Here is an 11,602-nt window from a genome sequence, read left to right as displayed (position 1 = left end):
GACGACGCTGTCGACGATGCGATCGGTGGGATATTCGGCCAACGGCCGGATCGGCTCGCACGATATCCGAACGCCCGGCCCACCTGCGAACTTTTGGGTACAAGGGGGTCATTCGGCCTACGCGACCGGCGTACGCCACCTGACGAACCGAGGGAGGGCGGCATGGCCCCACCCATGTCCGCGAACGAATTCCTGGCCGCGCTCAGACGCGAGGGCGCCACCGTCGTCGAAGTGGACGGCTGGCGCAACCACAACCGGGCCGGGCACGGCCCCTGGGGCCCCGTCAACGGCGTGATGATCCACCACTCCGCAACCTCGGGCACCGACAGCACCGTGCGCCTGTGCTGGAACGGCTACGACGAGCTGCCGGGCCCCCTGTGCCACGGGGTCATCGCCAAGGACGGCGCGATCCACCTCGTCGGCTGCGGGCGCGCCAACCACGCCGGGGGCGGCGACGGGGACGTCCTCAAGGCGGTGATCGCCGAGAAGCGGCTGCCGCCGGTCCGCTGGGCGGACACCGACGGGAACGTCCACTTCTACGGCTTCGAGTGCGTCAACCGCGGCGACGGCGAGGACCCCTGGCCGCAGGACCAGCTGCTCGCCATCGAACAGGTGGCGGCCGCGATCTGCCGGTACCACGGCTGGACCGAGCGGTCCGTCATCGGCCACCTGGAGTGGCGCCCGGGCAAGTCCGACCCCGTGGGCTTCTCCATGGAGTGGCTGCGCGAGCGGGTCCGTGAGCGGCTGAAGTGAGGCTCCCCGTGGCCCGCCCGCCCGCTCACGCGACAATGGGGGCGTGACCAGCCATCCCCCCGCCGCCGGCAGCGCCGGGCTCGCCGGCCTGCGGCCGCGGCTGCCGTCCCCGCTCGTGGAGCTCCCGGACGAGAGGTTCGCCCGGCACGGCGTACGGCTGCTGCTCAAGCGGGACGACCTGATACACCCCGAGCTGCCCGGCAACAAGTGGCGCAAGCTCGCGCCCAACCTGCAGGCCGCGGCGGAGGAGGGCCGGCACACCCTGCTGACGTTCGGCGGCGCCTACTCCAACCACCTGCGGGCCACCGCCGCGGCGGGCCGCCTGCTCGGCTTCGCCACCGTCGGCGTCGTGCGCGGCGAGGAGCTCGCCGACCGCCCGCTGAACCCGTCGCTGCGCTACTGCGCCGCCTCCGGCATGCGGCTGATGTTCATCGACCGGTCCACCTACCGCCGCAAGGCCGAGCCCGAGGTGCTCGCCCGGCTGACCGGGCGGGCGGGCGGCGACTGCTTCGTCGTGCCCGAGGGCGGCTCCAACGCGGCGGCCGTGCTCGGCTGCGCGGAGCTCGGCCGGGAGCTACGCGGGATGGCGGACGTCGTCGGCGTCGCGTGCGGCACGGGCGGCACGCTCGCCGGCCTGGCCGCCGGGCTGGGCGAAGGACAGCGGGCCATCGGCTTCCCCGTGCTCAAGGGCGGCTTCCTCGGCGCGGAGATCGAGCGACTTCAAGGCGAGGCCTACGGCGGGCGGCGCGGGACGTGGCGGCTGGACGAACGCTTCCACTGCGGCGGCTACGCCAGGACGTCCGCCGCGCTGGACACCTTCGCCGACGACTTCACCGCCCGCCACGGCATGCCCCTGGAACGGCTGTACGTGGCGAAGATGCTGTACGGCCTGACGACCCTGACGGAGGAGGGCGCGTTCCCGAGGGGAACGACGGTGGCGGCGGTGATCACGGGCAGCGGGGGCCCGGAGCCTGCGGCTCCGGCAGGGTGAGCCGGGTCAGCCCGCCTCCCCCTCGCGGTACGCGGCGGCTTCCTCAAGGTCAAGGCGCCGCAAGAGCGTACGGAGCATCTCGTCATCGATCCGCCGCTGATCCCGCAGAGCGACAAAAACCTCGCGCTCAGCGCTGATCATCTCCCGGGCGAGCCGCCGGTAAATGTCGTCGGCCGACTCCCCGGTGACCGCACTGACCGTCCCCAGCCGCTCCCACACCGCATTGCGCCGCCGTTCCATGACGACGCGGAGCCGGTCGGCGAGCGGTGAGGGAAGCGCGTTGCGCTCGTCGGCGAGCAGCTCGTCCAGGCGGCGCTCGGCGGCGAGGGAGGCCTCGTTCTGTGCCTGGGCCTCCGCGAGGGTCTCCGCGGCGCTGTCGCGCCCGGGCAGCCGCAGCACGCGGATCAGCGGGGGCAGGGTGAGCCCCTGGACGACGAGGGTGGCGATGACGGTCGTGAAGGTCAGGAAGAGGACGAGGTCGCGGTGGGGGAAGCCCTCCCCGGTGTCCGTGGTGACGGGGATGGAGAAGGCGATGGCGAGGGAGACGACGCCCCGCATGCCGGCCCAGCCGACGACGAGCGCGCTCTTCCACGTGGTGTCGGTCTCCCGCTCGCGGATCCGCGCGGACAGGGCGCGCGGCAGGAACGTCGCCGGGTAGACCCAGACGAAGCGGGCGGCCACGACGGCGAGGAAGAGGGCGGCCGCGTACCAGGCGACCGCCCCCGCTCCGTAGGTGTCGAGGCCGCGCAGCACCACGGGCAGCTGCAGTCCGATGAGGGCGAAGACGGCGGACTCCAGGACGAAGGAGACCATCTTCCACACGGCGGCCTCCTGCAGCCGGGTGGCGAAGTCGACCTGCCAGGAGCGGTGTCCGAGCCAGAGTCCGACGACCACGACGGCGAGCACCCCGGAGGCGTGGACCTCCTCGGCGGCGGCGTAGGCGGCGAAGGGGATCAGCAGGGAGAGGGTGTTCTGCAGCAGCGGCTCGCGCAGGTGTTTGCGCAGCCAGTGCAGCGGCACCATGAGGGCCAGGCCTACGCCGATGCCGCCGAGGGAGGCGACGGCGAACTCCCTGATGCCCTCGCCCCAGGTCGCGCCCGCGCCGACGGCGGCGGCGAGGGCCACCTTGTAGGCGGTGATGGCGGTCGCGTCGTTCACGAGGGACTCGCCCTGCAGGATCGTGGTGATGCGCGAGGGCAGGCCTAGGCGGCGGGCGATGGCGGTGGCCGCGACGGCGTCGGGCGGGGCGATCACGGCGCCGAGGACGAGGGCGGCCGTCGGCGGCAGCCCGGGCACGACGAGGTAGGCCGCGTAGCCGACGGCGAGCGTCGCGAAGAGGACGTAGCCGACGGACAGAAGCGCGACGGGGCGGATGTTGGCCCGCAGGTCGAGGTAGGAGCTGTCGAGCGCGGCCGTGTGCAGCAGGGGCGGCAGCAGCAGGGGCAGCACGATGTGCGGGTCGAGCGTGTAGTCCGGTACGCCGGGGATCTGGGAGGCGACGAGGCCCGCGGCGACGAGCAGCAGGGGCGCGGGCACGGGGGTGCGCCGCGCCGCGCCGGCGATGGCGGCTCCGCCCGCGACCAGCATCAGCAGTGGCATGACGTCCATCGGTGCGGGCCTGTCTCCTCGTGGGTGCGGTGGCGCGTGCCGACGGTGCGGGCGCTCGCGTGTCGGCGGTGCGATCTAATCTGGCAATCATGAGCGAGTGCCAGCATCTTCCCGGGCTGCCGCGCCCCGAGCCCGCCGCCGTGCACCCGACGTGCCCGGAGTGCGAGGCGGCCGGCAGCCACCCCGTGCAACTGCGGCTGTGCCTGGTCTGCGGCCACGTCGGCTGCTGCGACTCCTCGCCGTACCGGCACGCCACGGACCACTTCCGGGAGACGGGGCACGCGGTGATGCGCAGCTACGAGCCGGGCCAGAGCTGGCGCTGGTGCTACGTGGACCAGCGGCTGGTCTGACGGCGCCCGCTAGCATGCACGCATGATCCGAGCCGCGACGCCCGCCGACGTGCCCGCCCTCCACGCGATGATCCGCGAACTCGCGGCGTACGAACGGTCGGTGGAGGACGCCCGGGCGACCGAGGAACAGCTGCACGAGGCGTTCTTCGGGGAACACCCCGCGGCGTTCGCTCTGATAGCGGAGAGTGACGGATCTGTGGGCGGTGATGCCCCTGGGGCGGCGGAGCCGGTCGGCTTCGCGATCTGGTTCCGCAACTTCTCCACCTGGACGGGTACGCACGGTGTCTGGCTGGAGGATCTCTACGTGCGCCCCGAGGCGCGCGGCGGAGGGTACGGCAAGGCGCTCCTCGCGACCCTCGCCCGGATCTGCACGGACCGCGGCTACCGGCGTTTCGAATGGTCAGTGCTGGACTGGAACACGCCCTCGATCGGGTTCTACAAATCCCTCGGGGCCGAACCCATGGACGAATGGACCACCTACCGCTTGTCCGGAGAACCCCTCCGCACCCTTGCGGCGCTCGCGCAGAGTGACGAAAATCCCAACTAGGCGACAGCTCTTTCGATTTGGGACCGCAAGCCCCTAGCCACTGTCCGTGCTCATGGGTTTACCATGAGTGACAGTGGCGGGGCTGCTCCACGGACCCGCAGATCGCGATAGCGTCGCAGCCGAACCATGTGCCGCACCGGCCCGCGCGCGACCCTCGACCGAAGGGCGGCCGAGGGCGGGGGCCGGCGCTCGTAACAGCTCAAGAAGCTTGTGCCACCTTGGAGGTGAGGGTGTCCCCAATCGCAGGCGAGCCCGGGACCCAGGACTTCGTGGAAGTCCGGCTGCCCGCTGCGGGTGCCTACCTGTCGGTGCTGCGAACGGCGACAGCCGGTCTCGCGGCCCGCTTGGACTTCACCCTCGACGAGATCGAGGACTTGCGCATCGCGGTGGACGAGGCGTGCGCGATCCTTCTGCAACAAGCCGTGCCCGGCTCCGTTCTCAGCTGCGTCTTCCGCCTGGTGGGCGATGCGCTGCGGGTGACCGTCTCGGCGCCCACCACGGACGGCCGCGCACCCGAGCGCGACACCTTCGCCTGGACGGTGCTCTCCGCCCTGGCCGGTGAGGTCGACTCGACCGTCGCCGACGACCGTACGGTCAGCATCAGCCTGCACAAGAAGCGCGGCGCCGGCCCCGGACAGCCGTGACGGAAGAGGGGGCTCCGTGAGTACTGCATCGTCGCGGGGGGTGCGTACCCCGGCCATCCCGCAGCAGCCTGCCCGACAGCTGCCGGGCGATCCTGCGAATCCCGCGCCGGACGAGGCGAGCGACCCACCAGAGCGGGCGGACCACATGGACCAGCACCAGCACCGGCACTCCACCGCGCAGGACCGCAGTGGAGCCCGGGCCCTGTTCATCGAGCTGCGGGCGCTGCCGGACGGTTCGCCCGAGCGGGCCGAGCTGCGCAACCACCTCGTGCGGATGCACCTGCCGCTGGTGGAGCACCTGGCCCGGCGCTTCCGCAACCGCGGGGAGCCGCTGGACGACCTCACCCAGGTCGCCACCATCGGCCTGATCAAGTCGGTGGACCGGTTCGACCCGGACCGCGGCGTCGAGTTCTCCACGTACGCGACCCCCACGGTCGTCGGGGAGATCAAGCGGCACTTCCGCGACAAGGGCTGGGCGGTCCGCGTCCCGCGCCGGCTGCAGGAGCTGCGGCTGGCCCTGACCACGGCCACCGCCGAGCTCTCCCAGCGGCACGGCCGCGCGCCCACCGTCCACGAGCTGGCCGAGCACCTGGGGATCTCCGAGGAGGAGGTGCTGGAGGGGCTGGAGTCCGCCAACGCCTACAGCACCCTCTCCCTGGACGTGCCCGACACGGACGACGAGTCCCCGGCGGTCGCGGACACCCTCGGCGCGGAGGACGAGGCGCTGGAGGGCGTCGAGTACCGCGAGTCCCTCAAGCCGCTGCTGGAGGACCTGCCGCCGCGGGAGAAGAAGATCCTGCTGCTGCGCTTCTTCGGCAACATGACCCAGTCGCAGATCGCCCAGGAGGTCGGGATCTCGCAGATGCACGTGTCACGGCTGCTGGCGAGGACGCTGGCGCAGCTGCGGGACAGGTTGCTGATCGAGGAGTAGAAGCCGGGCCCTGGTGCGCCAGGTGAGCGATCAAGCCCGTCCGGCGTCCGAGGACCGGGCTCTGAGGTCCGGGGTCCGGGGCGGAAGCCCCGGTGCTCACTCCCGCGGGCCGATCCCGAGCGCCTCGGTCGCCGTCGGGTTCACGAGCAGCGCCAGCGTGCCCAGGGCCACTACGACGAGCGCCACCGCGGCAGCGACCATCGCGCCTCCCGCGACGTACAGCGTCCAGGCGACCGGCAGCGCCATGATCTGCGTGATCATGGCGGGCCCCCGGCTCCACCGGCGGCGCAGCCACAGCCCGCGCGCGGCCACCAGCGGCAGCACGGCCAGCGCGAGCACGGTCAGGCCGCCCGTCTCGGCCTGCTGGGGGCTGTCCGGCTTGCCGAGCAGGCCCATGGCCAGCATGTAGATGCCGGCAGCGGCGAGCGCCACGCCCTCCAGGCCGGTCAGCACGGCCGCTGCCGTCAGCCGGGCCGGGCGGGGCCCGGCGGGGGCGGGGGCCTCGGCGGCCTGCTGCCGGGGACCGGCGGGGCCGCTCTTACGGGCGTTTTTCGGCGCGGACTGCTTGCTGCTCACCCCAGCAGGGTAGCCGTACCGCCGACGATCCGAGGGGGGCCGAAGGCGGGCCGGGGCCGATCGTGTACCGACAGGTAGGTAGGCTGGCGCGCATGCGTGCGCTTCTCGTGGTCAACCCCTCGGCCACCACCACCAGTGCCCGTACCCGTGATGTCCTGGTCCACGCGCTCGCCAGCGATCTCAAGCTGGAGGTCGCCACCACGGAGTACCGGGGCCATGCCCGCGATCTGGCCCGGCAGGCGGCCGAGAGCGGGAACACCGGTCTGGTGGTGGCGCTCGGCGGCGACGGCACGGTCAACGAGGTCGTCAACGGTCTCCTGCACGACGGCCCCGACCCCGAGAACCTGCCCCGGCTCGCCGTGGTGCCCGGCGGCTCCACCAACGTCTTCGCCCGCGCCCTGGGCCTGCCCAACGACGTCGTGGAGGCGACCGGCGCCCTGCTGGACGCCCTGCGCGACGGGACCGAGCGCACGGTCGGCCTCGGCCTCGCGGGCGGCACGCCCGGCACGGAGGACGAGGGGGTCCCGTCCCGCTGGTTCACCTTCTGTGCGGGCTTCGGCTTCGACGCGGGGGTCATCGGCCGGGTGGAGCAGCAGCGCGAGCGCGGCAAGCGGTCGACGCCTGCGCTGTATGTGCGACAGGTGATGCGTCAGTTCGTCGGAGAGACCCACCGCCGGCGGGGCACGATCACCCTCGAACGGCCGGGCGAGGAGCCACTCGAGAATCTCGTCATGTCGATAATCTGCAACACGGCGCCGTGGACGTACCTCAACAACCGTCCGGTCTACGCGTCGCCGCAGGCGTCCTTCGACACCGCCCTTGACGTGCTGGGATTCACCAAACTGTCGACGGCGGCGGCCGGCCGCTACGTCACCCAGCTGCTCACGTCCACGCCCGAGCGGGGCCCCCGGGGCAAACACACCGTGTCCTTGCACGACCAGACGCAGTTCACCTTGCATTCGCAGGTCCCACTGCCGTTCCAGATGGACGGTGACCACCTGGGAGTGCGGAGTAGCGTGACGTTCACAGGCGTTCGCCGTGCACTGCGTGTGATTGTGTGAGTGCTAGGGCCTAAAGTCCTTCCACTCGAACGTTTAGACTGGGTTCCACCCCCTGGAAGTACGGCTGTGACCTAGCCGACACCGAGGAATCAAAAAAAACTTTCCAGAAGGGGTTGTATCCGCCGCCGAGGTTTGCGAATCTCTTCATGGCGATCGGGACGTCCGCTCTTCCGGCCTTCCGATACAGCCCGAACCCCTCCCTTTTCCTGATGGACCGCACCAGTTTCACGACTGGGCGTCGGCCCTTCCCCTGCGGAGGGATTCGTGAAAGCGTTCACATTCACAAGCAACGTAGCCGCAATAACGAGGAGATGGAGCAGCCATGGACTGGCGTCACAACGCCGTTTGCCGCGAGGAAGACCCCGAGCTCTTCTTCCCCATCGGCAACACCGGTCCTGCGCTGCTGCAGATCGAGGAAGCCAAGGCCGTCTGCCGCCGCTGCCCCGTGATGGAGCAGTGCCTGCAGTGGGCGCTCGAGTCCGGCCAGGACTCCGGCGTCTGGGGTGGCCTCAGCGAGGACGAGCGCCGCGCCATGAAGCGCCGTGCCGCTCGCAACCGGGCGCGCAACGCCACCGCCTGACGACGCCCCTCGGCCCCCGAGCCGCAGCGCGCAGTACCCCCTGACGCTCCCCCCGAGCTTCGCCTGGGGGCGCCCCACATCACGTGAGCTTTGAGCCCCGGACCTGATGGTCCGGGGCTCAGTGCTGTTCCGGGTGCGGTGGGCCCGTGCGGGCTAGGGGGCCGGCTCTTCTCGGCGGGTCAGCCCTTCTCGGCCCGTACCGGGATGTCGAGGACGACCCTCGTTCCCTGCCCGGAAGCGGGCACCATGTCGAACGTCCCGCCCATCTCGCCCTCGACGAGGGTGCGGACGATCTGCAGGCCCAGGTTGCCGGCGCGCTGCGGGTCGAAGCCCTCGGGCAGCCCGCGGCCGTCGTCCTGCACCGAGATCAGCAGTCGGGCGTCGCGCCGGGTGCCGCTGCGCACGGCGGTGACCTCCACCGTGCCCCGCTCCCCCGGCCCGAACCCGTGCTCCATGGCGTTCTGCAGCAGCTCGGTCAGCACCATCGACAGCGGAGTCGCCACCTCGGCGTCGAGGATCCCGAAGCGGCCCGTGCGCCGCCCGGCGACCCGGCCGGGCGAGATCTCGGCGACCATCGCCAGCACCCGGTCGGCGATCTCGTCGAATTCGACCCGCTCGTCCAGATTCTGCGAGAGCGTCTCGTGGACGATGGCGATCGAGCCGACCCGGCGGACGGCCTCCTCCAGCGCCTCGCGCCCCTCGGCCGAACCGATCCTGCGGGCCTGGAGCCGCAGCAGGGCCGCTACGGTCTGCAGATTGTTCTTCACCCGGTGGTGAATCTCCCGGATGGTCGCGTCCTTGGTGATCAACTCTCGCTCGCGGCGTCGCAGTTCGGTGACGTCGCGCAGCAGGACGAGCGAACCGATGTGATTTCCCTTGGGTTTGAGGGGAATCGCCCGGAGCTGGATGACGCCGTCGTTGCCCTCAACCTCGAACTCTCGCGGCGCCCAGCCGCTGGCCAGCTTTGCGAGCGACTCGTCGACCGGACCGCGCGAGGGCGCCAACTGAGCGGTGGTCTCGCCCAGATGATGCCCCACGAGGTCGGCGGCGAGGCCGAGGCGGTGATAGGCGGAGAGGGCGTTGGGGCTCGCGTACTGCACGATGCCGTCGGCGTCCAGCCTGATGAGACCGTCGCCGGCGCGCGGGGAGGCGTCCATGTCGACTTGTTGACCGGGGAAGGGGAACGCGCCGTTGGCGATCATCTGGGCGAGGTCCGAGGCGCTCTGGAGGTAGGTGAGCTCCAGCCGGCTCGGGGTGCGCACCGTCAGCAGGTTCGTATTGCGGGCGATGACGCCGAGCACCCGGCCGTCGCGGCGGACGGGGATGGACTCGACGCGGACGGGGACCTCCTCGCGCCACTCCGGGTCGCCCTCGCGGACGATCCGGCCCTCGTCGAGGGCGGCGTCCAGCATGGGACGGCGGCCGCGCGGCACGAGGTGGCCGACCATGTCGTTCTGGTAGGAGGTGGGGCCGGTGTTGGGCCGCATCTGCGCGACCGACACGTAGCGGGTGCCGTCGAGCGTGGGCACCCACAGGACGAGGTCGGCGAAGGACAGGTCGGAGAGCAGCTGCCACTCCGAGACCAGCAAGTGCAGCCACTCCAGGTCGGAGTCGCAGAGGGCCGTGTGCTGACGTACGAGGTCGTTCATGGAGGGCACAGTGGTGAGCCTACCCGGGGCCGGGACGCCCATCCCGGGGCGGCCGGGGCCCGCCGTGAGCCCTGTCCCGGGCGCGGCGCGGGCCTGCCGTGGGCCCCGGTGCGGACGGGCCGAGGGGCCGCGCGGACCGCGGCGGCTACCCGGGGAAACCCGGGCGGGAGAAACCATGGACAGACGAGAATGGTCTAGTCCACAATGAGCGAGCAAAGTTTCCGCCTTCCCCGCACAGGAGGGCGGAGCGAGGCCCGGCGCTCTCTGCCCTGATCGCGCCACGGCCTCCAGTCGGCCCACTCCGGCCGCGGGGCCCGCACACCCCGCATCCCGGCGGGCCGATCCGGCTCCGGGCTGCGGTGCCGGCCGGGTCGAGGGTCCCGGTCAGGCGCCGCGGCCCGAAGTGACCTCTCCGGGGCCCGTCTCCCCCGCCCGCTCCTGCGGCCACGCCTGCATCGCGACGTCGGCGACCGCCTCCAGGGTGGCGCGGTCCGCGCCGTCCCGCGCCTGCTGCGACATGCCCTGCAGAACGGCACTCGTATAGACGGCGAGGGCGTGCGCGTCGGTGTCCGCCGACAGGACTCCCGCGGCGACGTCGGCGGCGATGCGGCTCTCGATGAACGCGACGCCCTTGTTGCGCCGCTCCTGGAGCGCCGCGACCACCTCGGCGGACTGCTCGGTGCAGTTCGTGGCCGCACTGATGATCATGCAGCCGCGCGGCAGGCCGGGAAGGGTGTGGGCCACCGCGGCCTCGTGCAGGAGGCGGTCCGCCGCGCTGCGGGCGGTCGGCGCCTCGGCCAGGGCCTTCGCCGTGAAGACGCCGTAGTTGCGCACGTAGGCCTCGATCGCCTCCTCGAACAGGCTGCGCTTGTCGCCGAACGCCGCGTAGAGGCTGGGCGCCTTGATGTTCATGGCGCGGGTCAGGTCGGAGATGGAGACGGCCTCGTAGCCGTGCTCCCAGAAGGCCTTCATCGCCTGCTCCAGGGCCGTCTCGCGGTCGAAGGACCGAGGCCTGCCCCGCTGTTTGGTCGCCATGACCCCCATTCTATAGCGCTCGCTAAAAAACCTGTGCTACGTTCTTTCTGTAGCACTCACTAAAGAAAGAGGGGGGCGCGGCCATGGGCACGCTCACGGGCAGGACGGCACTGGTCACGGGCGGCAGCCGGGGCATCGGGCGGGGCATCTCGGAGCGGCTGGCCGGGGAGGGGGCCCGCGTCGCCGTGCACTACGGGCGGGATGCCGCCTCCGCCGAGCAGACGGTGAAGGCGATCGAGGCGGCGGGCGGCGAGGCCTTCGCGATCCGGGCGGAGCTGGGGGCGGCGGGGGACGCCGAGGCCCTGTGGGCCGCTTTCGACGAGCGGGCGGACGGCCTGGACATCCTGGTGAACAACGCGGGCACCGACGGCGTGCGGGTGCCGATCGGCGAGGTCACCGAGGAGGACTTCGACCGGGTCTTCGCGGTCAATACGAAGGCGCCGTTCTTCATCACCCGCCTCGGCCTGGACCGCCTGCGCGACGGCGGGCGCATCGTCAACGTCTCCACGGGGCTGACCCACGGCGCGGCGATGCCCCAGCTGATCGCCTACACGATGACGAAGGGCGCGGTGGACGCCTTCACCTCGGTGCTGGCCAAGCAGCTGGGCGAGCGCGGCATCACCGTCAACGCCGTGGCGCCGGGCGTGATCGACACCGACATGAACGCCGCCTGGCTGAACAGCGGCGCGGAGGTGCGGACGGGCGTCGCCGCCATGTCCCCCTTCAACCGGGTGGGCGAGCCGCGCGATGTCGCCGACATCGTGGCCTTCCTCGCCTCGGACGACAGCCGGTGGGTGACGGGGCAGTGGATAGACGCCACGGGCGGCGCGCTGCTCTGATGCCCGGCGCTGCTGTGACACCCGCCGGGCGGCGGCCG

The 11,602-nt window shown here is 71.8% G+C and carries 13 protein-coding genes; 9 read left to right on the top strand and 4 right to left on the bottom strand.

Annotated elements, in window-relative coordinates; translation table 11 throughout:
- Positions 1-162: 162 nt before the first annotated feature.
- Together AS857_RS29385 and AS857_RS29380 are read left to right on the top strand one after the other, a co-directional pair.
- Positions 163-753, top strand: a complete 591-nt coding sequence (locus tag AS857_RS29385) for an N-acetylmuramoyl-L-alanine amidase (RefSeq protein ID WP_058046207.1) — start codon at positions 163-165, stop codon at positions 751-753.
- A gap of 43 nt (positions 754-796) precedes the next feature.
- Complete coding sequence (locus AS857_RS29380; protein ID WP_058046206.1) at positions 797-1,744, top strand: 1-aminocyclopropane-1-carboxylate deaminase/D-cysteine desulfhydrase; 948 nt, start codon at positions 797-799, stop codon at positions 1,742-1,744.
- A gap of 6 nt (positions 1,745-1,750) precedes the next feature.
- Here the strand turns inward: AS857_RS29380 and AS857_RS29375 are convergent, their stop codons facing one another.
- A complete protein-coding gene (locus AS857_RS29375) occupies positions 1,751-3,352 on the bottom strand; it encodes a Na+/H+ antiporter (RefSeq protein ID WP_058046205.1) in 1,602 nt (533 codons plus the stop codon).
- An 89-nt stretch (positions 3,353-3,441) separates the two neighbouring features.
- Here AS857_RS29375 and AS857_RS29370 point away from each other — a divergent pair, with 89 nt between their 5' ends.
- The 4 genes from AS857_RS29370 to AS857_RS29355 all read left to right on the top strand — a co-directional run bounded on the left by AS857_RS29370 (position 3,442) and on the right by AS857_RS29355 (position 5,824).
- Positions 3,442-3,702, top strand: coding sequence for a UBP-type zinc finger domain-containing protein (locus AS857_RS29370; protein ID WP_058046204.1), 261 nt, complete (start codon positions 3,442-3,444; stop codon positions 3,700-3,702).
- A gap of 22 nt (positions 3,703-3,724) precedes the next feature.
- A complete protein-coding gene (locus AS857_RS29365) occupies positions 3,725-4,249 on the top strand; it encodes a GNAT family N-acetyltransferase (protein ID WP_058046203.1) in 525 nt (174 codons plus the stop codon).
- 230 nt (positions 4,250-4,479) lie between these two features.
- A complete protein-coding gene (locus tag AS857_RS29360; RefSeq protein ID WP_030366270.1) occupies positions 4,480-4,893 on the top strand; it encodes an ATP-binding protein in 414 nt (137 codons plus the stop codon).
- Between the two features lie 40 nt (positions 4,894-4,933).
- Positions 4,934-5,824, top strand: coding sequence for an RNA polymerase sigma factor SigF (locus AS857_RS29355; protein ID WP_058046202.1), 891 nt, complete (start codon positions 4,934-4,936; stop codon positions 5,822-5,824).
- A gap of 96 nt (positions 5,825-5,920) precedes the next feature.
- Here the strand turns inward: AS857_RS29355 and AS857_RS29350 are convergent, their stop codons facing one another.
- A complete protein-coding gene (locus AS857_RS29350; protein ID WP_058046201.1) occupies positions 5,921-6,400 on the bottom strand; it encodes a hypothetical protein in 480 nt (159 codons plus the stop codon).
- A gap of 92 nt (positions 6,401-6,492) precedes the next feature.
- Here AS857_RS29350 and AS857_RS29345 point away from each other — a divergent pair, with 92 nt between their 5' ends.
- Together AS857_RS29345 and AS857_RS29340 are read left to right on the top strand one after the other, a co-directional pair.
- On the top strand, positions 6,493-7,461 hold the full coding sequence (locus tag AS857_RS29345; protein WP_058046200.1) for a diacylglycerol/lipid kinase family protein: 969 nt from the start codon (positions 6,493-6,495) through the stop codon (positions 7,459-7,461).
- Positions 7,462-7,783: 322 nt separating this feature from the next.
- Positions 7,784-8,041 carry a WhiB family transcriptional regulator gene (locus AS857_RS29340; protein ID WP_004937597.1) on the top strand — a complete coding sequence of 86 codons (258 nt, stop codon included), beginning with the start codon at positions 7,784-7,786 and terminating at the stop codon, positions 8,039-8,041.
- A 179-nt stretch (positions 8,042-8,220) separates the two neighbouring features.
- Here AS857_RS29340 and AS857_RS29335 read toward each other — a convergent pair whose 3' ends face one another.
- Positions 8,221-9,690, bottom strand: a complete 1,470-nt coding sequence (locus tag AS857_RS29335; protein WP_058046199.1) for a sensor histidine kinase — start codon at positions 9,688-9,690, stop codon at positions 8,221-8,223.
- Between the two features lie 384 nt (positions 9,691-10,074).
- Complete coding sequence (locus AS857_RS29330) at positions 10,075-10,725, bottom strand: TetR/AcrR family transcriptional regulator (protein ID WP_079110866.1); 651 nt, start codon at positions 10,723-10,725, stop codon at positions 10,075-10,077.
- Between the two features lie 83 nt (positions 10,726-10,808).
- On the opposite strand from AS857_RS29330, the gene AS857_RS29325 reads away from it, so the two are divergent.
- Entirely contained in the window at positions 10,809-11,564 is a 756-nt protein-coding gene (locus AS857_RS29325; RefSeq protein ID WP_058046197.1) for an SDR family oxidoreductase, read from the top strand.
- Positions 11,565-11,602: the final 38 nt, after the last annotated feature.

It is taken from the genome of Streptomyces roseifaciens, from assembly GCF_001445655.1.
Classification (GTDB): Bacteria; Actinomycetota; Actinomycetes; order Streptomycetales; family Streptomycetaceae; genus Streptomyces; species Streptomyces aureoversilis.
This window is presented reverse-complemented; position numbering and strand designations above follow the sequence as displayed.

What these genes read in the sequence shown, in the direction of transcription:
- AS857_RS29370 (WP_058046204.1), top strand. Translation starts at nt 3,442, where the DNA reads ATGAGCGAGTGCCAGCATCTTCCCGGGCTGCCGCGCCCCGAGCCCGCC.
- AS857_RS29385 (WP_058046207.1), top strand. Translation starts at nt 163, where the DNA reads ATGGCCCCACCCATGTCCGCGAACGAATTCCTGGCCGCGCTCAGACGC.
- AS857_RS29340 (WP_004937597.1), top strand. Translation starts at nt 7,784, where the DNA reads ATGGACTGGCGTCACAACGCCGTTTGCCGCGAGGAAGACCCCGAGCTC.
- AS857_RS29330 (WP_079110866.1), bottom strand. Translation starts at nt 10,725, where the DNA reads ATGGCGACCAAACAGCGGGGCAGGCCTCGGTCCTTCGACCGCGAGACG.
- AS857_RS29365 (WP_058046203.1), top strand. Translation starts at nt 3,725, where the DNA reads ATGATCCGAGCCGCGACGCCCGCCGACGTGCCCGCCCTCCACGCGATG.
- AS857_RS29335 (WP_058046199.1), bottom strand. Translation starts at nt 9,690, where the DNA reads ATGAACGACCTCGTACGTCAGCACACGGCCCTCTGCGACTCCGACCTG.
- AS857_RS29325 (WP_058046197.1), top strand. Translation starts at nt 10,809, where the DNA reads ATGGGCACGCTCACGGGCAGGACGGCACTGGTCACGGGCGGCAGCCGG.
- AS857_RS29345 (WP_058046200.1), top strand. Translation starts at nt 6,493, where the DNA reads ATGCGTGCGCTTCTCGTGGTCAACCCCTCGGCCACCACCACCAGTGCC.
- AS857_RS29375 (WP_058046205.1), bottom strand. Translation starts at nt 3,352, where the DNA reads ATGGACGTCATGCCACTGCTGATGCTGGTCGCGGGCGGAGCCGCCATC.